Origin of the sequence: Streptomyces sp. NPDC058459 (genome assembly GCF_042721685.1) — a bacterium.
GTDB lineage: Bacteria > Actinomycetota > Actinomycetes > Streptomycetales > Streptomycetaceae > Streptomyces.
Window position 1 is genome coordinate 1 of the sequence record NZ_JBHXLV010000111.1, and the last position, 21,411, is coordinate 21,411.

Genomic DNA, 21,411 nt, shown 5'->3' on the forward strand with positions numbered 1-21,411 from the left:
GGCAGGAGCCCTGCTGGCGGGCGCGCCGCTGCTGGCCGGGCTGCTCCAGCTGACCGCGGCGGAGCCAGCGCAGGCGGCACAGGCGGACTCCGTGTCCGTGGCGTTGGACTCACTGACGCCCAGCGCGCCCACCGAGGACGACACGCTGACCGTGTCCGGCACGGTGATCAACAACAGCAGGCAGACCGTGACCGGTGCCCATGTCGGCCTCCAGGTGGGCCCGCTGCTGAACACCCGCTCCGCGATCGACGCCATCGCCCAGCATCCGAACTACCTCCGAGGCGGCACCGGCGACGAGGTCGGCGGCAAGTACACGGAGAAGTTCAGCAAGCTGGTTCCGGGGGTCGCCGAGCACTTCAGCATCTCCGTCCCGGTGGACGAGCTGGACCTCGGCAAGGACGGGGTCTACTCGTTCGGTGTCTCCGTGTCCGGTCAGACCTCGGCGCGGCCCTGGGACCAGATGCTCGGCATCGAGCGGACCTTCCTGCCCTGGCAGCCGTCCGGTGCGGACACCTTGAGCAGGACGACATTCCTCTGGCCGCTGCTCTCCTCCGTCCATATGACGGCGCGGACCGGCGCCGGCGAGCGGCAGACCCCCGTGTTCCAGGACGACGAGCTGGCCACCGAGATCGCTCCCGGTGGCCGGCTGGCCCAGTTGATGGAGCTGGGCAGGGACCTCGACGTCACCTGGGTGATCGACCCGGACCTGCTGGCCGCCGTGGACGCGATGGCGAACAGCTACCGGGTCCAGCAGCCCGACGGGAGCACCGAGGCCGGCTCGCGGGAGAACCAGGCGGTCGCCAAGCAGTGGCTGGCCGGTCTGCAGAAGGCCGTGGCGGGCAAGGAGGTCGTCGCGCTGCCGTTCGCCGACCCGGACCTGGCCTCGCTGGCCCACACGGGCACCAGCGTCACCGGCTCGCTGAGCCACCTCAAGGACGCCACCGACGTGGCCGCGATCACGGTGAAGACCGTGCTCCACGTCACGCCGAGCACCGACTACGCGTGGCCCGTGGAGGGCGCCGTCGACCCGTCGATCATCAAGGTGGCCACCTCCGCGGGCGCCGACCGGGTGATCACCCGCAGCGACAGCCTCCGGGAGACCGCCGGGCTGCCCTACACGCCGTCCGCCGCCCGCCCCATCGGCGGTGGCACCACGGCGGTGGTGGCGGACGCGCGGATGTCCACGGCCTTCGAGGACGACCTCACGAAGGCCGACACCTCCACACTGGCGGTGCAACAGTTCCTCGCACAGAGCCTTGAGATCAATGTGCAGAAGAACGCACAGCGCAGCATCGTGGTCGCCCCGCAGCGCTCGCCGACCGCCAGCCAGGCACAGGCGATGGCCACGGCCGTAAAGGCGCTCCAGGAGGGCAACTGGTCGCAGCCCGAGAACCTCACCTCCGCGGCCAAAGCCAAGCCCGACCCGGACGCCACCACGCGCATCCCCTCCACGTCGGCCTACCCCTCGTCGCTGCGCAGGCAGGAACTCCCGAGGAGCGCCTTCGAGCAGATCGCCGACACGCAGGACAAGCTCGACAACTTCCAGGTGATCCTCACCGACCAGTCCCGCGTGGTCACGCCGTTCGGCAGGGCCATAGACCGCGGGATGTCCACGTCGTGGCGGTCTCAGGCCGGCAGGGCGGAAGGCTTCCGCGCGGGTGTGGAGAGCTGGCTCGACAACCTCGGCGAGCAGGTCAAGCTGATCGACAAGTCGGAGACCAAGCTCTCCGGGCGCAGTGCCACCATCCCGGTGACCGTGCAGAACAACCTCGTCCAGCCCGTCGGCCATCTGTATCTGCGGCTCAGCTCGACCCAGCCGACCCGACTGAAGATCAGCGGTAAGGCGTACTCCGAGCAGCCCGTGGAGGTCTCCGGCGGGCACAGCCAGTCGGTGAAGTTCACCACCTCGGCCAACGCCAACGGCCGGGCCACCGTCCTCGCCCAGCTGTACACCGAGGACGGCCAGGAGTACGGCGACCCCGTCAGCTTCGACGTGAAGGTCACCGAGGTCACGCCCACCGTCATGCTGGTGATCGGCGGCGGGGTGCTGCTGCTGGTCCTCGCCGGCTTCCGGATGTACACCCAGCGCAAGCGCGCGGCAGCCCGCCAGGCCGAGGCGGGCGGTGACGGCGAGGGCCCGATCGAGGCGGCGGCGGACTCCGGCGAAGACTCCGGGAACCCCGACGGCACCGAGGACCGTCTCCCCGAGGAGTCCGGTTCCGCCGCTGGGACAGCCGGGCCGGACCAGCCGGGTGACCCTGCGCCGGACACCGCACCGGAAAGCGCCGGCCCGTCCGGCACGGGTGAGAGAGTGGACCGTTGAGCGACGCCGCGGCCCGTGTGGCCAGGGACGATGAGGTGGGGTAACCATGAACGCGCCGTACAACGGTGACCGCGGCCGGGATGCCGCCGACTCGGGACGGCCCGAGACCCCGCCCGAGCCCGGCCAGGAGCCGCCGCAGCACGCGGCGGACATGTACCTCCAGGACGCCTACGACCAGGACCCCTACCGGGCGCGGGATCTGTCCGCCCAGGACCCGGTCGCCGAGGCGCTCTACGACCGTGCCGCGCATCCACCGCCGCCTCCGGGTACTTACGAGCAGCGCCAGCCGCTCTACGCGCCGCCGTCGCAGTCCTCGTACTCCCCCGACCCGCGCGTATGGGCCAAGACCCCGGCGCCCGAGCCGGAGGGCGACGCCACCCAGCACCTGCCGTACGGCGACCACCCGCGCACCACCCAGTTCGTCGGGGTGGACGACCTTGTCTCGCACTCCGGCGAGGAGTACCACGAGCCGGACGCCTTCGCGCATCTGCTGCGGGACCAGCAGCACAGCGGCTCCGCCGCGTCGGCCCGCGCGGGCCAGGGCGCCGGCGGCTCGTACCAGCCGCCCCACATGCAGGGGCCCGTGCACCACGGCGGTGGCGGAAGCCCGTACCAGGCAGCCTTCGAGAATGCCGTGCAGCCGCCCGTACCCGCTCCTGCCGGACCTGCCGGTCCGGTGGAGACCCCGACACCCCCCGCTCCGGCCCCGGCGAAGGGGCGCGCCTCCGGGCTGCTCGGCTCCAGCGCCGTCATGGCCGCGGGCACGATGGTGTCGCGCCTCACCGGCTTCGTCCGCTCCGCGATGATCGTCGGAGCGCTGGGCACCGGAATCCTCGGGGACTCCTTCCAGATCGCCTACCAGCTGCCGACGATGATCTACATCCTGACCGTCGGCGGCGGCCTCAACTCGGTCTTCGTACCCCAGCTCGTCCGGTCGATGAAGGAGGACGAGGACGGCGGCGAAGCCTTCGCCAACCGGTTGCTGACCCTCGTCATGGTGGCGCTCGCCGCACTGACCGCGCTGACCATGCTCGGCGCGCCGTACCTGGTGCGGGTGCTGTCGGACCCGATCGCCACCGATCCGGCGGCCAACCAGGTGGCGATCACCTTCACCCGCTACTTCCTGCCCTCGATCTTCTTCATGGGCATCCACGTGGTGATGGGTCAGGTCCTCAACGCGCGCGGCAAGTTCGGCGCGATGATGTGGACCCCGGTCCTGAACAACATCGTCATCATCGTCACGCTCGGCATGTTCCTGTGGGTCTACGGCTCCGCGGCGGACTCCCACATGACCGTCAGCAACATCCCGCCGCAGGGCCAGCGGCTCCTCGGCATCGGCATCCTGCTCGGTCTCGTCGTGCAGGCCCTGGCGATGATCCCGTACCTGCGTGAGACCGGCTTCCGCATCAGGCCCCGGTTCGACTGGCGGGGCCACGGTCTGGGCAAGGCCGCGATGCTCGCCAAGTGGACGGTGCTGTTCGTGCTCGCCAACCAGGCGGGCGCCATGGTCGTCACCCAGCTGTCCACCGCCGCCGGCAAGAACTCGGGGACCAACGGCACCGGCTTCACCGCCTACGCCAACGCCCAGCTCATCTGGGGACTGCCGCAGGCCATCATCACCGTGTCCCTCATGGCCGCGCTGCTGCCGCGGCTGTCGCGCTCGGCAGCCGAGGGCGACGGCGGCGCCGTCCGCGACGACATCTCGCAGGGCCTGCGCACCACGGCGGTGGCCATCGTGCCGATCGCCTTCGGCTTCGTCTCGCTCGGCATCCCTATGTGCACGCTGATCTTCGGCTCCTCGGGCATCGGGTCGGCCACCAACATGGGCTTCATGCTGATGGCCTTCGGCCTCGGCCTGATCCCGTACTCGGTCCAGTACGTCGTCCTGCGCGCCTTCTACGCGTACGAGGACACCCGCACCCCCTTCTACAACACGGTCATCGTGGCGGCGGTCAACGCGGGCGCCTCCGCGCTCTGCTACTTCCTGCTGCCGTCCCGCTGGGCGGTCGCGGGCATGGCGGCCGTGTACGGCCTCTCCTACGCCATCGGCGTCGGTGTCGCCTGGCGGCGCCTGCGCAAGCGGCTGGGCGGCGACCTGGACGGTTCCCGGGTGCTGCGGACGTACGCCCGCCTGGCGATCGCCTCGGTCCCGGCGGCGCTGCTCAGCGGCGCCGCCTGCTACGGCATCGGGAACTCCCTCGGACAGGGCGTCCTCGGCTCTCTCGTTGCGCTGGTGGCGGGTGGTGCGGTACTGCTGGGTGTCTTCTTCGTGGCCGCGCGCCGGATGCGGATCGATGAGCTGAATTCGCTGGTTGGCATGGTGCGCGGGCGGCTGGGGCGCTGAGGCGGGGGTAGTCGCACAACCATCGTCCTCCTCTGCGTGTCGTGCATTACAGCGGACTGTGGGCACAATTGGTTTCGGCGTCGGACAGCGTGCAACGGATGGGGAGGCAGGGACGACGGTGGCGGAACGGAGCACGGCTGCCGTCGACGTGGCAGACAACAGCGGTGACGAGCCGCTGACCGCCAAGGCGGATCAGGCCACGGCCGACGGGGTGGCCAAGAACCCGGAGCGGGGCACGGACATCGACCAGGCGCAGGGGAGCGGCGAGGCGGAAGACCTCGGCAGGACGTCTTCGCCCACTGAGCTGCACAGCGGTCACAAACTCGCCAGGCGCTACCGCCTGGAGGAATGCGTCACCCGTCTGGACGCATTCAGCAGCTGGCGCGCCGTCGACGAGAAGCTACGGCGAGCCGTCGGAGTGCACATCCTGCCCGCCGACCATGTACGTGCCCGTGCCGTGCTGGCGGCCGCGCGTTCGGCGGCGCTGCTGGGCGATCCGCGCTTCGTGCAGGTTCTTGACGCGGTAGAGGAGAACGACCTCGTCTACGTGGTGCACGAGTGGCTGCCCGACGCGACCGAGCTGACCGCACTGCTCGCGGCCGGCCCGCTCGAGCCGCACGACGCCTACCAGATGGTCAGTCAGGTGGCGGCCGCCATGGCCGCCGCCCACCGTGAGGGCCTCTCCCATCTGCGGCTGAACCCGAACGCGGTCCTGCGTACCTCCTCCGGGCAGTGGCGTATCCGCGGTCTCGCGGTGAACGCCGTCCTGCGCGGCGTCGGCTCCGACACCCCCCAGCGCACCGACACCGAGTCGATCGGCGCCCTGCTGTACGCGGCGCTGACGCAGCGCTGGCCCTACGAGAGCGACGCGTACGGTCTGGCCGGCCTGCCCAAGGACGTCGGTCTCATCGCGCCGGACCAGGTGCGGGCCGGAGTGCACCGGAGACTGTCCGAGCTGGCGATGCGCGCGCTCGTCAACGACGGGGCCACCGCCTCCCGGCACGAGGCCGCGTGCACCACGCCGGAGGAACTGGTCAAGGCGGTCGGTGAGATGCCCCGCGTCCGGCCGCCGGAGCCCGCGTTCAACCGCCCGCCGGAGTACCAGCGCACGACCTACCAGCAGGGCACCTACGGCCGTACCTCGGCGCATCCCGGCGCCACGCAGTCCGTGACGGCCCCGCCGCCCCCGCTCCAGAGCCGGACGGGCAAGGCGCTGAAGTGGGCGGTCTCCGCGCTGCTCATCGCCGCGCTCGGCCTCGGCAGCTGGCAGCTGGCGGACGCGCTGATGAACCGCGGCGACAACTCCAACAAGACCGACACCACCCAGACGCAGGACGAGGGCGACAAGGGCGTGGCCAAGGCTGCGCCGAAGCCCGTGAAGATCGAGGATGCTCAGGAGTTCGTCGCCGAGGGCGGCGCCCAGCATCCCAACGATGTCGCCAAGACCTATGACGGGGACCCGTCGACGTCGTGGCGGACCAAGTCGTTCACCGCCGGTCCCTCTATCTCCCCTCTCAAGCCGGGTGTGGGCATCGTCTACGACCTCGGCTCGGAGAAGGACGTCGACGCCGCCACGATCGGGATGCGCTACCCCGGGGACCACACGACGGTCGACCTCTACACGTCCGACTCGGCACCCGTGTCGCTGGACTCGATGCACAAGGTCGGCAGCACCACCACTACGGACACCATTGCCACGGTGAAGCCGGGCAAGCCGGTGAAGGGGCGGTACGTCCTGGTCTGGCTGACGGCCGTTCCCCAGTCGGGCTACGACGCGGCCACCTACTCGACGGCGGGCTACAAGCAGGCCATCACCGAAGTCCATTTCACGGGCTGACGTCTCATCCGAGCCGGAGGGGGCCGATGGCTGGCGACAGCCGCTACGGCGAGGTACGGGACGAGGATCTGCTCGCCCGTCATGTGCAGGGCGACCCCGATGCCTTCGGCGAGATCGTCCGGCGGCACCGGGACCGGCTGTGGGCGGTCGCGCTGCGGACACTGGGGGACCGGGAGGAGGCCGCCGACGCCGTGCAGGACGCACTGGTGTCGGCCTACCGGGCCGCTCACACCTTCCGGGGACAGTCGGCCGTCACGACCTGGCTGCACCGGATCACCGTGAACGCCTGTCTGGACCGTATCCGCAAGGCGGCCTCGCGGAAGACCGCTCCCGTCGACGACACAGAGCGCCTGGAACAGCTGCTGGAGCCGCACGAGTCGGCCTCCGCACCGGCCGAGCGCAACGACCTCTACCGTCAGCTCCTCGAAGCCCTGAGCACCCTTCCCGCCGAGCAGCGGGCCGCACTGGTCCTGGTGGACATGCAGGGCTACCCCGTAGCCGAGGCCGCCCGGATTCTGGATGTGCCGACCGGGACGGTGAAGAGCCGGTGCGCACGGGGCCGGGCCAGGCTCCTCCCCCTGCTCACCCACCTACGGCCCGGCGCCCCTGGTGAGAGGCGCCCTGCTGCCGCTGACGGCGGAAAAGAACCCGCGGCGGGACGGAACCGGGTGCACGGGACATCCGTCCCACCTGCGACAGGATCTGCGAGCGAGCGAACCGAGGACTCCGGGCCGAGTGGTTCAGCCGTCGGGAAGAGCGGAGGTGGGCGAGCATGACGTCCTCGACGGACACGACCGGGCACCCGGACGTCGCCGAGATCTCCGACCTGACCGAAGGACTCCTCGCGCCGTCACGCAGCACGGAGCTGCGGCACCACCTGGCGGAGTGCGAGCCATGCGCGGAGGTTCTTGCCGCGCTGACCGAGATCCAGGGAGTGCTGGGCAGCGTTCCGGACGTGCCCCCGATGCCCATGGACATCGTCGGCCGGATCGAAGCCGCCCTCACGACCGAAGCAGCAGAACAGTCCGGCCAGCCGGACACCGCCACCCCCGGCAGTCGTGTTTCACGTGAAACACCGACCCCGCCGGACCGGCCGGCCAAGCACTCGTGCGTGAACACCGGTCCTGGCCGGAAGGAGCGCACCCGGAACCGGCGCCGGACGGTCGCGCTGGGCGCCGTGCTCACCGCTGCCGTCCTTGGGGCCGGGTCCCTGCTGGTGCAGTCCTTCGGTGACAACGCAGCCGACAAAACGGCGCGGAGCACTGCCGCGTCGCCTGTCGGCACCTTCTCCGGGGCCAGCGTGAGGAGCCAGGTGTCGGACCTGCTCACCACCAGACAGGGGCTTCAGCGGGGCAGCCAACGACCGCAGCAGGACGCGGAGACGGAGCCGGCACCCTCGCGGCCTGCACAGAGCGCGAACACGCTGATCCAGACCGAGGTCCCGGTCCCCGACTGCGTCCGGCGAGCACTCCACTCCGGTGAAACGGTTCTGGGGGCGAAGAGCGGCACCTACGCCGACAAGAGCGCCTACCTCGTCGTGGTGCCCGACAAGGCCGACAGCAAGCGCGTCACGGCCTATGTGGTCGACGCCTCCTGTACGTCCAGACGGACCGCAGACGCCGGCCGTGTGCTGCTGAAGCAGACCCTCGTCCGTTCCTGACACGCCGCGGGCGTCGCCTCCGCCCGACTCTCCCCGCCCGTACGGTGTGAGCCGTCGCGTGGCCGGACATCTGGGGAATGCGTGCCCCTTAGGATCGGTTGGGTGGTGTGAGAGTCCCGGGAGGGACTCCCACCGGTCGGCCGACACAGACCAGAGACGAGGAACCAAGCCGTGAGCGACGTCCGTAATGTGATCATCATCGGCTCCGGGCCCTCGGGCTACGCGGCGGCGCTGTACACCGCGCGTGCGTCCCTGAAGCCCCTGGTGTTCGAGGGTGCAGTCACCGCTGGTGGCGCGCTGATGAACACCACCGAGGTGGAGAACTTTCCGGGCTTCCCCAACGGCATCATGGGCCCCGAGCTGATGGACAACATGCGGGCGCAGGCCGAGCGTTTCGGCGCCGAGTTGCTCCCGGACGACATCGTCTCCGTCGACCTGACCGGCGACGTGAAGACCGTCACCGACACCGCAGGCACGGTCCACCGGGCCAAGGCGGTCATCATCGCCACCGGGTCCCAGCACCGCAAGCTCGCGCTGCCCAATGAGGACGCGCTGTCCGGCCGTGGCGTCTCGTGGTGCGCCACCTGTGACGGCTTCTTCTTCCGGGACCAGGACATCGCCGTGATCGGTGGTGGCGACACCGCGATGGAGGAAGCCACCTTCCTCTCCCGGTTCGCCAAGTCGGTGACGATCGTCCACCGCCGGGACACCCTGCGTGCCTCCAAGGCGATGCAGGAGCGCGCCTTCAACGACCCGAAGATCAAGTTCGCCTGGGACAGCGAGGTCGTCGAGATCCTGGGAGAGAGGAAGCTCTCCGGGCTGAAGCTCCGCAACCTCAAGACCGGCGAGCTGTCCGACCTGCCCGTCACGGGTCTGTTCATCGCCATCGGGCACGACCCGCGCACCGAGCTGTTCAAGGGCCAGCTGGACCTGGACCCTGAGGGCTACCTCAAGGTGGACGCGCCCTCCACCCGGACCAACCTGCCCGGCGTCTTCGCCGCGGGTGATGTGGTCGACCACACCTACCGCCAGGCGATCACCGCGGCCGGCACCGGCTGCGCCTCGGCTCTGGACGCCGAGCGCTACCTCGCGTCTCTGCTGGACGCGAGCGGCCACGCCGAGCCCGAAAAGACCGCTGTCTGACTTCCCCATCCCCCGATTGATCAAGTGAGGAGCCCGCTGTGGCCGGCACCCTGAAGCATGTGACTGACGACTCTTTCGATGAGGACGTCCTCAAGAGCGACAAGCCCGTCCTGGTGGACTTCTGGGCCGAATGGTGCGGCCCGTGCCGCCAGATCGCTCCGTCCCTGGAGGCCATCGCCGCCGAGCACGGCGACAAGCTCCAGATCGTCAAGCTGAACATCGACGAGAACCCGGCCACGGCCGCCAAGTACGGCGTCATGTCCATCCCGACGCTGAACGTCTACCAGGGCGGCGAGGTCGTCAAGACGATCGTCGGTGCCAAGCCGAAGGCGGCGCTCGTCCGCGACCTGGACGACTTCATCACCGACTGACGTTCGCAGCACAGGCCATGTTTCACGTGAAACATGGCCTGATCAGGGGTCGGCCCACTCGGGTCGGCCCCTTCGTCATGTCGAGATGCGGAGACAGCTCCCGTCACAGCGGCCGCAGTGCGGGCTCCTTGTGCACCGCGCCGAGGAGGCGGTCGAGGGCCAGCTCGACGTCTTCCTTCCAGGACAGCGCCGAGCGCAGCTCCAGACGCAGCCGGGGGTGCCTGGAGTGCTGCCGCACGGTCTTGAAGCCGACCGCGAGAAGATGGTCGGCCGGCAGCAGACAGGCAGGCTCCTTCCAGCGCGTGTCGCCGAACGCCTCGATGGCCTTGAAGTTCCGGCGCAGCAGATCCTTGGCGACCGCCTGCACCAGCACCCGCCCCAACCCCTGCCCCTGATAGCCGGGCATGATCAACGACGTGATGAGCTGCACGGCGTCCGGAGAGACTGGACTCGTGGGAAACGCCGTCGCGCGCGGGACATAGGCAGGCGGGGCATAGAGCACGAAGCCGACCGGTACGTCGTCGACATAGGCGACTCGGCCGCAGGAGCCCCAGTCCAGCAGGACTCCGGAGATCCAGGACTCCTTCTCCGCCTCCGCGGTGCCGGCTCGGACGGCGGCCTCGGCACTGACCGGGTCCAGCTCCCAGAAGACGCACGAACGGCACCGCTGGGGAAGATCCTGAAGATTGTCCAGCGTGAGCGGTACCAGCCGACGCCCCATGAAAGCCGTCCCTCGCTTCCTTCGCCGCGTCACGTCCGCTCGCATCGTATCCACGATGTGATTGCCTCGATACCGGCGCAAAGCAAAGAGCGGACCGTGTCCCGGTACACACCGGACACGGCCCGCTCGCGCAGCCTGTAGGCAGGGCGCTTGCCCGGAGCGCTACTCCTCGGACACGTGCTCCGGGAGGCCCTTCGGCAGAATTGGTCCCTCACCCGGAGCCAGCGTGCCAAGGATGCGCTCCAGATCCTCCACCGAAGCGAACTCGACGGTGATCTTGCCCTTCTTCTGACCGAGGTCGACCTTCACCCGGGTCTCGAACCGGTCGGAGAGCCGCGTCGCCAGACCGCTCAGCGCCGGGGAGACCAGAGCACCGGCCCGCGGCCCCCTGGCACGCTGGGCCCGCTGCGGGCGGGACCCCATCAGCGTCACGATCTCCTCGACAGCCCGCACCGACAGCCCCTCGGCCACGATGCGGTGCGCCAAGCGGTCCTGCTCCTCGGAGTCCTCCACGGACAGCAGCGCCCGTGCGTGACCCGCCGAGAGCACGCCGGCAGCGACTCGCTTCTGCACGGTCGCGGAAAGCTTCAGCAGCCGCAGGGTGTTCGAGATCTGCGGGCGGGACCGCCCGATGCGGTCGGCCAACTGGTCGTGCGTGCAGTTGAAGTCCTTGAGCAACTGGTCGTAGGCGTGTGCCTCTTCCAGCGGATTCAGCTGCGCGCGGTGCAGGTTCTCCAGCAGGGCGTCCAGCAGGAGCTTCTCGTCGTCCGTGGCACGGACGATCGCCGGGATCGACTCGAGTTCTGCCTCACGGCTGGCGCGCAGACGGCGCTCACCCATGATCAGTTCATAGCGGTCGTCGCCCAGTTCCCGTACGACGACGGGCTGCAGCAGGCCCACCTCCTTGATGGAGATGACCAGTTCGTTCAGCGCGTCCTCGTCGAAGACCTCACGCGGCTGGCGCGGGTTCGGCGCGATGGCCTCGAGCGGGAGCTCGGCGAAGTAGGCACCAGCGGGCGGTGCGGGCCGCTCATCGGCCGGGTTCGCCGGGACCCCCTCCGTCTGCTGCGCCACCGAAGCCAGGACGCCGCCGCGGCCGATCCCGGTCGGTCTGCGGTCGGGCGACAGCGTCGAGCCCGATGCCGAGGAGGCGGGCGATCCACCGCCCAGCACGGCCGAAGCCGGGATCTTCTCCGTCGGTGCTGCGGGGATCAGTGCGCCAAGCCCTCGGCCCAGCCCCCTTCGTCGTTCACTCACTGCATCCCCTCCACCATCTTCGGATCGTTCTGGGTGCCGAGGTGGGCCTGGGTCGGGTCATAGCTGACCCCGACGCCCCTCAGCGCAATCTCTCGGGCAGCCTCAAGGTAGGAGAGCGCACCACTCGACCCTGGATCGTAGGTCAGGACCGTCTGCCCATAGCTCGGCGCCTCGGAGATACGGACCGAGCGGGGAATGCTGGTCCGCAGCACCTCGTCGCCGAAGTGGGTGCGCACCTCCTCCGCGACCTGAGAGGCGAGGCGGGTCCGGCCGTCGTACATGGTGAGCAGGATCGTCGACACATGCAGGGACTGGTTGAGGTGACCCCGCACCAGGTCGACGTTGCGCAGGAGCTGGCCCAGCCCCTCCAGCGCGTAGTACTCGCACTGGATCGGGATGAGGACTTCCTGGCCGGCCACGAGTGCGTTGACCGTCAACAGCCCCAGCGACGGCGGGCAGTCGATGAGGACATAGTCCAACGGCTGCTCGTACGCCTGGATCGCCCGCTGCAACCGGCTCTCACGGGCCACCAGGGAGACCAGTTCGATCTCCGCGCCGGCGAGGTCGATCGTGGCGGGAGCGCAGAAGAGACCTTCGACATCAAGGACGGGCTGGACGACCTCGGCCAGCGGCCGACTGTCCACCAGAACGTCGTAGATGGAGGGAACGTCCGCGTGATGGTCGATCCCCAGTGCCGTGGAGGCATTCCCCTGCGGGTCGAGGTCGATCACCAGGACCCGGCCACCGTGCAACGCGAGGGACGCGGCGAGGTTGACGGTCGTCGTCGTCTTGCCCACGCCACCCTTCTGGTTGGCGACCACGATGATTCGGGTCTGCTCCGGCCTCGGCATGCCTTCCGCAGCGCGGCCCAGGGCGTCGACCGCCACCTGGGCCGCACGGCCGATGGGAGTGTCGTCCATCGGAGGCGGTGTTTCACGTGAAACATCTGCCCCCCTCGATTCGGTACGGGGACCGGGGACCGGATCGGTCATCGGTCCCGCGATGTTGGCGTCGGACCGCAAGGATTCACTCTCCTCGACTACAGGCTCGCAATGAACAGAGCCTCCCATGCCTTCGGGGGCATGAACCAGTGAGCCCTGTCCTTCTGTGGAGAAGTCCACCTCTGTGGACAACTTCGGTACCTCTCCGGGTGAACCAAGAGGCCACCGGTCCCGGGGTTCTGCCGCGACGCGACCGCGGCCGATGATGCCGTGCAGCAAGGAGCGACGTTTCACGTGAAACACGATGCACAGCCACGGCGACCGGGGCTCTGCGACACTCCGGCCCGCCCGCCTGACTAGTCCGGCCGAGGCAGATCACCAAGCAGGGAACCAGGGCGAGAGAAAGCGCCCCAGGCCACGGCCAGGGGCGCACTCTTCGGCACCGGTCGGTTCAGAAGGGCCTCGCGATCAGCGACGACGGCGAGTCCGGCTCGTCCGGGCCGCCTTGGCCCGCTTGGCGGCGAACCGCACACCACCCGGGCTCTCACCGACCTCCACCCGGACCACCGTGGACAGCGGGTCCACCACGCCCTCACCCACCTGGAGGACCGAGGTCGAAACCGCACCGAGCTTGCTGAGCGCGGTCGACGCCGCCTTCAGCTCCTCCTCGGCGGTGTCACCCTTGAGCGCCAGCATCTCGCCGTACGGCCGCAGCAGCGGGATGCCCCAGGCGGCCAGCCGGTCCAGCGGGGCCACGGCACGCGCGGTCACCACGTGGACCGGGGGCACCTTGCCCAGCATCTCCTCCGCCCGGCCACGGACCACGGTGACATGGTCCAGGCCCAACAGCTCCACGACCTCGGTGAGGAACGTGGTGCGGCGCAGCAGCGGCTCCAGCAGGGTGATGTTCAGGTCGTCACGCACCAGCGCCAGCGGAATGCCCGGCAGTCCCGCACCCGAGCCGACATCGCACACCGTCACCCCCTCGGGGACGGCCTCGGAGAGCACCGCGCAGTTCAGCAGGTGCCGCTCCCAGAGGCGGGGCACCTCCCGTGGGCCGATCAGGCCGCGCTGGACTCCTGCCTCGGCCAGCAGCTCCGCATAGCGGACCGCATCCTCGAAGCGATCGCCAAACACTTCCCGCGCCTGTTCGGGCGCGGGGGGAAGCTCTGCTGCCTCCGTCACGGGGACCGTCCTTCCGTACCGCGCCGGTGCTTCACGCACCGGCCCTAAGAACTACCAGGCTGACAAACTTCGGCCCCGTCTGTTGGTCAGACGGGGCCGATGGAACCACGGGGCCGATCAGGCGGGCAGCACGACGACGAAGCGCTGCGGCTCCTCGCCCTCGGACTCGCTGCGCAGTCCGGCACCCTTGATCGCGTCGTGGACGACCTTGCGCTCGAACGGGGTCATCGGCTTGAGCTTGACCGGCTCGCCGCTGCTCTTGACCTCGGCGGCCGCCTCGGCGCCCAACTCGGCCAGCTCGGCGCGCTTCTGCGCCCGGTAGCCCGCGATGTCCAGCATCAGCCGGCTACGGTCACCGGTCTCGCGGTGCACGGCCAGACGCGTCAGCTCCTGGAGCGCCTCCAGGACCTCGCCGTCCCGGCCTACCAGCTTCTGCAGATCGCGGCCGCCGGCGTCGCTGATGATCGAGACGGAGGCACGGTCGGCCTCCACGTCCATGTCGATGTCGCCGTCGAGATCGGCGATGTCCAGCAGAGCCTCGAGGTAGTCCGCAGCGATCTCGCCCTCCTGCTCAAGGCGGGTGAGGGTGTCTGCACCTTCGGCGGCGGCGGTGGTGGTGCCTTCCGTCACGGGATGGGCTCCTTCTTACTTCTTGGACGGGGACTTCGGCCGCTGGCCACCCCTGCGCTGCCCGGACTGGGCCTTGCTGCGGGTGCCGGAACCGGGCTTCGGGGTCTGCTTGGCGGCTGCGGGCGCGGCGTCCTGCGGCTCCTCGGACTCGCTCAGCGAGGGCGAGGGAGCGGAGGGCTCCTCGGCCGGCTCGGCCTCGTGCGGCTGCTTCTGCAGCGACTGACGCTGGGACTTGCTCTGCCGCTTGGGCTGCTGCCGGCGCGCTGCGGCGGCCGCGACGGGCGTACCGTCCTCGGCCTGGTCGACGGACTGGCTCTCGCTCCTGACAACGCCGCCGTCGGCCTGAGCCGCGAGACCGGCCTTGCTGAGGGCGTTGATGAACTTGCGCTCGGCCTCGTTGCGGTCGCGGCCCTTGGCGACGATCGCCTTGACGATCACCCGGGCGCCGCGGCTGCGGACCTTGCCGTGCTGCGTGACGTGACCGGTGAGACGCTCCAGGTAGGCGGCCTGCGCCTTGGAGCCCGGAGTCGGGTTGTTGCGGATGACGTACATCTGCTGGCCCATGGTCCACACGTTGGTGGTCAGCCAGTAGATCAGGACACCGACCGGGAAGTTGATGCCGAAGACGGCGAACATGATCGGGAAGACGTACATCAGCATCTTCTGCTGCTGCATGAACGGGGTCTTCACCGAGGTGTCGACGTTCTTCGTCATGAGCTGACGCTGGGTGTAGAACTGCGACGCCGACATCATGATGATCATGATTGCGGTGACGACCCGCACATCGGTGACCGTGGCGCCGAGGGCGTGCAGGGTGTCCGCACCGTCCTTGAACTTCGCCGCGAGCGGGGCGCCGAAGATGTGGGCCTTACGGGCGCTCTCCAGCAGCGAGTCGTTGATGACCCCGATGGTCTTGCCCGACGCGATGCCGTTGAGCACGTGGTACAGGGCGAAGAAGAACGGCGACTGCGCCAGGATGGGAAGGCACGAGGAGAGCGGGTTGGTACCCGACTCCTTGTACAGCTTCATCATCTCTTCGGACTGGCGCTGCTTGTCGTTCTTGTAGCGCTCCTGGATCTTCTTCATCTCCGGCTGGAGCGTCTGCATCGCGCGCGTCGCCTTGATCTGCTTCACGAAGAGCGGGATCAGGCAGATGCGGATCAGGATCACCAGGGACACGATGGACAGGCCCCAGGCCCACCCCGTGTCCGGGCCGAAGATGGACCCGTACACCGTGTGGAACTGGACGATGACCCAGGAGACGGGTGTCGTGATGAAGCTGAAGAAGCTGGCAATCGTGTCCACTAATCATGCTCCTTGGGCATGGGACGAGGTCTCTGCGGCCGGGCCCGAAGGTGGCTCGGAAGAAAGCTTCGCCTCGGTGGCCGGGTCGGCGGAGTTCCCGCCCTTGCGTGCGCCCCAGGCGTTGCGCAGCATCTCGTGCCACCGCGGACGCTTACGCGGCGGGACATGGTCCACACCGCCCAGCGACCACGGATTGCAGCGGAGAACGCGCCAGGCCGTGAGTGCTGTTCCCTTGATGGCACCGTGCCGGTCGATGGCCGTGTAGCCGTAGTGGGAGCACGACGGGTAGTACTTGCACACCGGCCCCAGCAACGGACTGATCGTCCACTGGTACAACTTGATCAGGGCCAGTAGCGGGTACTTCATCGCGTGCCCCCTCCCATCAGCCGTTCAAGAGCGGCGTCCAGGTCTCGGGCCAGCTGTGCGTGGTCCGCGTCGCCCGATCCGGGCAGCGCGCGTACGACTACCAGGCTACCGGGGGGAACAAGGGCGACCCGGTCACGCATCAGGTGACGCAGTCTGCGCTTCACTGTGTTGCGGACGACCGCGTTGCCCACTGCCTTGCTCACGACGAAACCCGCACGCGTCGGGGGAGCGCTCTCCCCAGGCGCGTGCGGGTCCGTTGCACCGCTACGAAGATGGACGACGAGCGTCGGGCGACCGGCCCGGCGACCCCGTCGTACCGCGGATGCGAAGTCCTCGCGCCGCCTCAGTCGGTGTTCGAGGGGCAGCACGATGTCATGACCTGATCGGGATCAGGCGGACAGACGGGTGCGGCCCTTGCTGCGGCGCGTCGCGAGGATCGCACGGCCGGCACGGGTACGCATACGCAGCCGGAAGCCGTGGGTCTTCGCGCGACGACGGTTGTTCGGCTGGAAGGTGCGCTTGCTCACTCGGGGGCTCCAGAAGAAATCGGTAGTGGCGGGGTGCCGTCCTGGCTGTCACCGTGCGCCCACGAGTAGCTCGCAACACGCCCGATTGCACCGCTTCCCGATCACCTGAAGTGATCTGTGCCCATCGGAGGCAGGCGGCAGCAGCCATCGACAACTCGACCTGGTCACGGTACGCGCGGCTACGCCATCCGGTCAAACCGGCGCCCGTCAGGGGACACTGTCCACAGGCTGGGGACAACGACTTGAACCCTACCCGCCGCCCTGACTACCGTGGCTGAACTCCGTTTCGTTCCCTTGTCCCAGCCCGACCGGGATTGCCCGGCACAGTCCGGCCCGTCCACCTGATTGTCATCCCGACCCATCCCACAACCACACGTTCGTGGGACCTGTGAGAGAGCGTGCCCTGTGGCTGACGTACCTGCCGATCTTGCCGCAGTGTGGCCACGCGTACTGGAGAAACTCCTGGGCGAGGGCCGGGGCCAGGGCGTCGAGACCAAGGACGAGCACTGGATCAGGCGCTGCCAGCCGCTGGCCCTGGTCGCGGACACCGCGCTGCTCGCCGTGCCGAACGAATTCGCCAAGGGCGTACTGGAGGGCCGCCTGGCCCCGGTCGTCAGCGAGACCCTGAGCCGCGAGTGCGGCCGTCCCATCCGGATCGCCATCACCGTGGACGACTCCGTCGGCGGCCCCACGGCCCCGCAGCCGTCCGCCGGCCACGAGCAGTCGGACGCCCGTGAACAGAGCGCCCAGCCGCGCTACGAGGAGCCGGAACTGCCCTCCGGCCCCTACGAGGACTACGGTCGCCGCCGCCCCGAGGACCACACGCTGCCGGGCGACGGCCCGGCCGGCCGCGGCGAACGCCCGCCGAGCGGGCGCGAGGAGCGGATGCCGACGGCCCGCCCCACCTACCCGTCCGAGTACCAGCGCCCCGAGCCGGGCGCCTGGCCGCGCTCCGGCCAGGACGACTACGGCTGGCAGCAGCCCCGACTCGGCTATCCCGAGCGCGACCCCTACGCCTCCCCGTCCCAGGACTCCTACGGCGGGCCGGACTACCGCGCGCCCGGCCGCGAGCGCCAGGGACACCAGGGACACCAGGGACACCAGGGCTACGAGCCGCAGCGCCCCGGCTACGACGGACCGCGCCCGGAGTACGGCGCGCCCCGCGCCGAGTACGACCAGCGTGACCCGGTCCGCCGTGAGCGGCCCGAGCTGCCGTCCGACAGCGGCCCCGGGCGCCGCGGCGGCGGGACCGGGCGGCCCGAGCTGCCGTCCACCGGGCGCGGCGGTCCCGGCTCGTCGTCCTCCTCGTCCGCGGCTGCCGGGCGTCCCGGCGAGCCGACCGCGCGGCTGAACCCGAAGTACCTCTTCGACACCTTCGTCATCGGCGCGTCCAACCGCTTCGCGCACGCGGCCGCGGTGGCCGTCGCCGAGGCGCCGGCGAAGGCATACAACCCCCTCTTCATCTACGGGGAGTCGGGGCTCGGCAAGACGCACCTGCTGCACGCGATCGGGCACTACGCGCGCAGCCTGTACCCCGGGACGCGCGTGCGGTACGTCAGCTCGGAGGAGTTCACCAACGAGTTCATCAACTCCATCCGCGACGGCAAGGGCGACAGCTTCCGCAAGCGGTACCGGGAGATGGACATCCTGCTCGTCGACGACATCCAGTTCCTCGCGGACAAGGAGTCGACGCAGGAGGAGTTCTTCCACACCTTCAACACGCTGCACAACGCCAACAAGCAGATCGTGCTGTCCTCCGACCGGCCGCCCAAGCAACTGGTCACGCTGGAGGACCGGCTGCGCAACCGCTTCGAGTGGGGCCTGATCACCGACGTCCAGCCACCCGAGCTGGAGACGCGGATCGCGATCCTGCGGAAGAAGGCGGTGCAGGAGCAGCTCAACGCCCCGCCGGAGGTGCTGGAGTTCATCGCCTCCCGGATCTCGCGGAACATCCGTGAGCTGGAGGGCGCGCTGATCCGGGTGACGGCGTTCGCCTCGCTCAACCGGCAGCCGGTGGACCTGGGGCTCACCGAGATCGTCCTCAAGGACCTGATCCCCGGCGGCGAGGACTCCGCCCCGGAGATCACGGCCACGGCCATCATGGCGGCCACCGCGGACTACTTCGGGCTCACGGTGGACGACCTGTGCGGCACCTCGCGCGGCCGCGCGCTGGTCACCGCCCGGCAGATCGCCATGTACCTGTGCCGCGAGCTGACGGACCTGTCACTGCCGAAGATCGGCGCGCAGTTCGGCGGCCGGGACCACACCACCGTCATGCACGCGGACCGCAAGATCCGGGCCCTGATGGCCGAACGGCGCTCGATCTACAACCAGGTGACCGAGCTGACGAACCGCATCAAGAACGGCTGACGCGCGCCGCGTGCGGCCCTGAGGGCGCTCCGGGAGGTCTCCGGGGCGCCCTTCGCCGTTCCTGCGGCGAAGCGTCTACCGCGACGACGCTCGGGGGACGTCCACCGGGCCGAGGCACGGAGGCACAGAGACACGGAGGCACGAATACGTGGAGACACGGAGGCATAGAGGCGCGGAGGCCGACCGCACCCGTCCCAAGGCCCCCGCCGGCCCTCGGACCGCCCCGCCGCCCGCCGCCCAGCCCCACCGCCCAGCGGAGCAACAGCCCGCAGCGGCGGCCCGGCTGCCCCTAACAGGCCCAAGCTTGCCCCTCGTAGCCATGCCGAACCCCTCCCCGTACCCCCAACCCCCGTGTCCTACCAGCAACCTTGTGTTCGATTCGTCGTCGGGTTACGGCCTCCCTCCACAGATTTCCCGACTTTCTTCCGCCCACAGGCTGGGGACTACGAAGTTGTCCCAAGCTGTGTCCACAGGCAACCTGGGCGTACGGCATCTGCCCAGCTCAGAGGGCTGTGGATTCGTGGACGAACGATTTCCACAGGGTGTGGACAAAGACTCCGTCCACACCCTGTGCGTAACGTTGTCCACGGCTGGACCCACAGGCTGGGGGCGGTTGTCCCCAGCAGAAGCCAGCTTCTCCACAACACTGTCCACTGTTCGGCAACTTCGCAGGCGCCATCACTGCGTCGAGTGAAAGCCGTCACACGAAGCTGCCGAAGGACCCTGTGGGAAACGTCGCCAAACCTGGGGACGCAGCTGGGGAGAACTCACCCTGTCCTGTGGGCGGTGTGTGCAGAACTTTTTGTTCTCCACAGAGGGGCCGGGTTATCCACCGGCTCCGCCCACAGGGGCAGTGGATAAAATTTGGGGCCTGACCTGCGAAAACGAGGTTATCCACGGTATCCACAGCCCCTACTACTACTTCCAACTAGAGAGAGCTAGGAATCTGTTTCGAAGCGGGGCCTGTGCACAACTCGCTGTCTCGAGCCCGGCTGCCGCTCGGCCCGACTTGACCCCGAGCGGCACCTGCTGTCAGTGCGGTGCGTCAGACTGGTCCCCGGTGTCCTGCCCCTGGCAATGGGCGGTGACACCGAGTCGGAGGACTCAGACGCAACAGCAGGAGGCGGCTTACGGTGAAGATCCGGGTGGAACGCGACGTACTCGCGGAGGCAGTGGCGTGGGCGGCACGCAGCCTTCCGGCCCGTCCGCCGGCGCCTGTCCTCGCCGGCCTGCTGCTGAAGGCCGGGGAAGGCCAGCTGAGCCTGTCGGGCTTCGACTACGAGGTCTCCGCCCGGGTGGGCGTCGAGGCCGAGGTCGAGGAGGAGGGCACCGTCCTCGTCTCCGGCCGCCTGCTCGCCGACATCTGCCGCGCGCTGCCCAACCGGCCGGTGGAGATCTCCACCGACGGGGTACGGGCGACGGTGCTCTGCGGCTCCTCCCGCTTCACCCTCCACACCCTGCCGGTGGAGGAGTACCCGACGCTGCCGCAGATGCCGACCGCCACGGGCACCGTCCCCGGCGAGGTCTTCGCGGCCGCCGCGTCCCAGGTGGCCATCGCTGCCGGGCGCGACGACACGCTGCCCGTCCTCACGGGTGTGCGGATCGAGATCGAGGGCGACACCGTCACCCTGGCCTCCACCGACCGCTACCGCTTCGCCGTCCGCGAGTTCCTGTGGAAGCCGGAGAACCCGGACGCCTCCGCGGTCGCCCTGGTCCCGGCCAAGACGCTGCTGGACACCGCCAAGTCGCTCGGTGCCGGTGACAGCGTCACCCTGGCGCTCTCCGGCTCCGGTTCGGGCGAGGGCCTGATCGGCTTCGAGGGCGCCGGCCGCCGCACCACCACACGGCTGCTCGAGGGCGACCTGCCGAAGTACCGCACGCTGTTCCCGACGGAGTTCAACTCGGTCGCCGTGATCGAGACCGCCCCCTTCGTGGAGGCCGTCAAGCGCGTCGCCCTGGTCGCCGAGCGGAACACCCCGGTGCGGCTGAGCTTCGAGCAGGGCGTGCTGATCCTGGAGGCCGGCTCCAGCGACGACGCACAGGCTGTGGAAAGAGTCGACGCCCAGCTGGACGGCGACGACATCTCGATCGCCTTCAACCCGACCTTCCTGCTGGACGGTCTGAGCGCCATCGACTCCCCCGTGGCCCAGCTGTCGTTCACCACGTCCACCAAGCCGGCGCTGCTCGGCGGCAAGCCCGCGCTGGACGCGGAGGCGGACGACGCCTACAAGTACTTGATCATGCCGGTGCGGCTGAGCGGCTGAGCCGGGTTCCCCGACCACGGCTGAGGTGACAAAGGCCCAGGTGGGGGCGTACGGATGAGCGCGTATGCCCACAGTTGTGCGTGACGGGTCGCCGTTAGGCTGGCGTGGGGGGCCCCCCACCCGCCCCCCCACCCCCCCCCCGCCCCAGCCCAAACACGGTGAGGGCG

At 69.4% G+C, this 21,411-nt stretch carries 18 protein-coding genes; 9 read left to right on the forward strand and 9 right to left on the reverse strand.

The features are described 5' to 3' along the window. The 7 genes from ACFWN1_RS20450 to trxA form a co-directional block, all read left to right on the forward strand. A partial coding sequence (locus ACFWN1_RS20450; protein WP_384363819.1) for a DUF6049 family protein occupies window positions 1–2,323 on the forward strand: 2,323 nt, incomplete at its 5' end. Between the two features lie 46 nt (window positions 2,324–2,369). Next, entirely contained in the window at window positions 2,370–4,667 is a 2,298-nt protein-coding gene (gene murJ / locus ACFWN1_RS20455; protein WP_384363821.1) for a murein biosynthesis integral membrane protein MurJ, read from the forward strand. Between the two features lie 118 nt (window positions 4,668–4,785). Beyond that, window positions 4,786–6,504, forward strand: coding sequence for a serine/threonine protein kinase (locus ACFWN1_RS20460; RefSeq protein WP_384363823.1), 1,719 nt, complete (start codon window positions 4,786–4,788; stop codon window positions 6,502–6,504). Window positions 6,505–6,530: 26 nt separating this feature from the next. Next, window positions 6,531–7,280 (forward strand): RNA polymerase sigma factor SigM, encoded by a 750-nt coding sequence (sigM, locus tag ACFWN1_RS20465; RefSeq protein ID WP_384363825.1) that lies wholly within the window; start codon window positions 6,531–6,533, stop codon window positions 7,278–7,280. Next, window positions 7,277–8,164 carry a hypothetical protein gene (locus ACFWN1_RS20470; protein ID WP_384363827.1) on the forward strand — a complete coding sequence of 296 codons (888 nt, stop codon included), beginning with the start codon at window positions 7,277–7,279 and terminating at the stop codon, window positions 8,162–8,164. Before sigM ends, ACFWN1_RS20470 begins: the two co-directional genes overlap by 4 nt. Window positions 8,165–8,335: 171 nt before the next feature. Further along, window positions 8,336–9,307, forward strand: a complete 972-nt coding sequence (gene trxB / locus ACFWN1_RS20475; protein WP_384363829.1) for a thioredoxin-disulfide reductase — start codon at window positions 8,336–8,338, stop codon at window positions 9,305–9,307. A 38-nt stretch (window positions 9,308–9,345) separates the two neighbouring features. Then, complete coding sequence (gene trxA / locus ACFWN1_RS20480; protein WP_384363831.1) at window positions 9,346–9,678, forward strand: thioredoxin; 333 nt, start codon at window positions 9,346–9,348, stop codon at window positions 9,676–9,678. 103 nt (window positions 9,679–9,781) lie between these two features. On the opposite strand, the gene ACFWN1_RS20485 is transcribed toward trxA, so the two are convergent. The 9 genes from ACFWN1_RS20485 to rpmH all read right to left on the reverse strand — a co-directional run bounded on the left by ACFWN1_RS20485 (window position 9,782) and on the right by rpmH (window position 16,610). Then, the gene (locus tag ACFWN1_RS20485; protein WP_384363833.1) at window positions 9,782–10,399 is read right to left on the reverse strand and encodes a GNAT family N-acetyltransferase; all 618 of its coding nucleotides are present in this window, start codon (window positions 10,397–10,399) and stop codon (window positions 9,782–9,784) included. A 162-nt stretch (window positions 10,400–10,561) separates the two neighbouring features. Next, the gene (locus ACFWN1_RS20490) at window positions 10,562–11,473 is read right to left on the reverse strand and encodes a ParB/RepB/Spo0J family partition protein (protein WP_384363847.1); all 912 of its coding nucleotides are present in this window, start codon (window positions 11,471–11,473) and stop codon (window positions 10,562–10,564) included. Between the two features lie 179 nt (window positions 11,474–11,652). After that, window positions 11,653–12,726 (reverse strand): ParA family protein, encoded by a 1,074-nt coding sequence (locus ACFWN1_RS20495; RefSeq protein WP_384363849.1) that lies wholly within the window; start codon window positions 12,724–12,726, stop codon window positions 11,653–11,655. 339 nt (window positions 12,727–13,065) lie between these two features. Beyond that, window positions 13,066–13,782, reverse strand: a complete 717-nt coding sequence (gene rsmG / locus ACFWN1_RS20500; protein ID WP_030806030.1) for a 16S rRNA (guanine(527)-N(7))-methyltransferase RsmG — start codon at window positions 13,780–13,782, stop codon at window positions 13,066–13,068. A gap of 117 nt (window positions 13,783–13,899) precedes the next feature. After that, window positions 13,900–14,412, reverse strand: coding sequence for a protein jag (locus ACFWN1_RS20505; protein ID WP_384363835.1), 513 nt, complete (start codon window positions 14,410–14,412; stop codon window positions 13,900–13,902). A gap of 15 nt (window positions 14,413–14,427) precedes the next feature. Then, the gene (gene yidC / locus ACFWN1_RS20510) at window positions 14,428–15,717 is read right to left on the reverse strand and encodes a membrane protein insertase YidC (protein ID WP_384363837.1); all 1,290 of its coding nucleotides are present in this window, start codon (window positions 15,715–15,717) and stop codon (window positions 14,428–14,430) included. A 3-nt stretch (window positions 15,718–15,720) separates the two neighbouring features. Continuing rightward, the gene (yidD, locus tag ACFWN1_RS20515) at window positions 15,721–16,083 is read right to left on the reverse strand and encodes a membrane protein insertion efficiency factor YidD (RefSeq protein WP_384363839.1); all 363 of its coding nucleotides are present in this window, start codon (window positions 16,081–16,083) and stop codon (window positions 15,721–15,723) included. Next, a complete protein-coding gene (gene rnpA, locus ACFWN1_RS20520; RefSeq protein WP_384363841.1) occupies window positions 16,080–16,451 on the reverse strand; it encodes a ribonuclease P protein component in 372 nt (123 codons plus the stop codon). The genes yidD and rnpA overlap by 4 nt, the downstream gene beginning before the upstream one ends. A gap of 21 nt (window positions 16,452–16,472) precedes the next feature. Further along, window positions 16,473–16,610 carry a 50S ribosomal protein L34 gene (gene rpmH, locus ACFWN1_RS20525; RefSeq protein ID WP_064728817.1) on the reverse strand — a complete coding sequence of 46 codons (138 nt, stop codon included), beginning with the start codon at window positions 16,608–16,610 and terminating at the stop codon, window positions 16,473–16,475. Between the two features lie 405 nt (window positions 16,611–17,015). Here rpmH and dnaA point away from each other — a divergent pair, with 405 nt between their 5' ends. Together dnaA and dnaN are read left to right on the forward strand one after the other, a co-directional pair. Continuing rightward, entirely contained in the window at window positions 17,016–18,980 is a 1,965-nt protein-coding gene (gene dnaA, locus ACFWN1_RS20530; RefSeq protein ID WP_384363843.1) for a chromosomal replication initiator protein DnaA, read from the forward strand. Between the two features lie 1,133 nt (window positions 18,981–20,113). After that, window positions 20,114–21,244 carry a DNA polymerase III subunit beta gene (gene dnaN / locus ACFWN1_RS20535; protein ID WP_384363845.1) on the forward strand — a complete coding sequence of 377 codons (1,131 nt, stop codon included), beginning with the start codon at window positions 20,114–20,116 and terminating at the stop codon, window positions 21,242–21,244. Window positions 21,245–21,411 lie beyond the last annotated feature (167 nt).

Excerpts from the sequence above, each read along its gene's own strand:
- yidD (WP_384363839.1), bottom strand. The coding sequence starts at position 16,083 with ATGAAGTACCCGCTACTGGCCCTGATCAAGTTGTACCAGTGGACGATC.
- ACFWN1_RS20495 (WP_384363849.1), bottom strand. The coding sequence starts at position 12,726 with ATGGGAGGCTCTGTTCATTGCGAGCCTGTAGTCGAGGAGAGTGAATCC.
- sigM (WP_384363825.1), top strand. The coding sequence starts at position 6,531 with ATGGCTGGCGACAGCCGCTACGGCGAGGTACGGGACGAGGATCTGCTC.
- ACFWN1_RS20485 (WP_384363833.1), bottom strand. The coding sequence starts at position 10,399 with ATGGGGCGTCGGCTGGTACCGCTCACGCTGGACAATCTTCAGGATCTT.
- ACFWN1_RS20470 (WP_384363827.1), top strand. The coding sequence starts at position 7,277 with ATGACGTCCTCGACGGACACGACCGGGCACCCGGACGTCGCCGAGATC.
- murJ (WP_384363821.1), top strand. The coding sequence starts at position 2,370 with ATGAACGCGCCGTACAACGGTGACCGCGGCCGGGATGCCGCCGACTCG.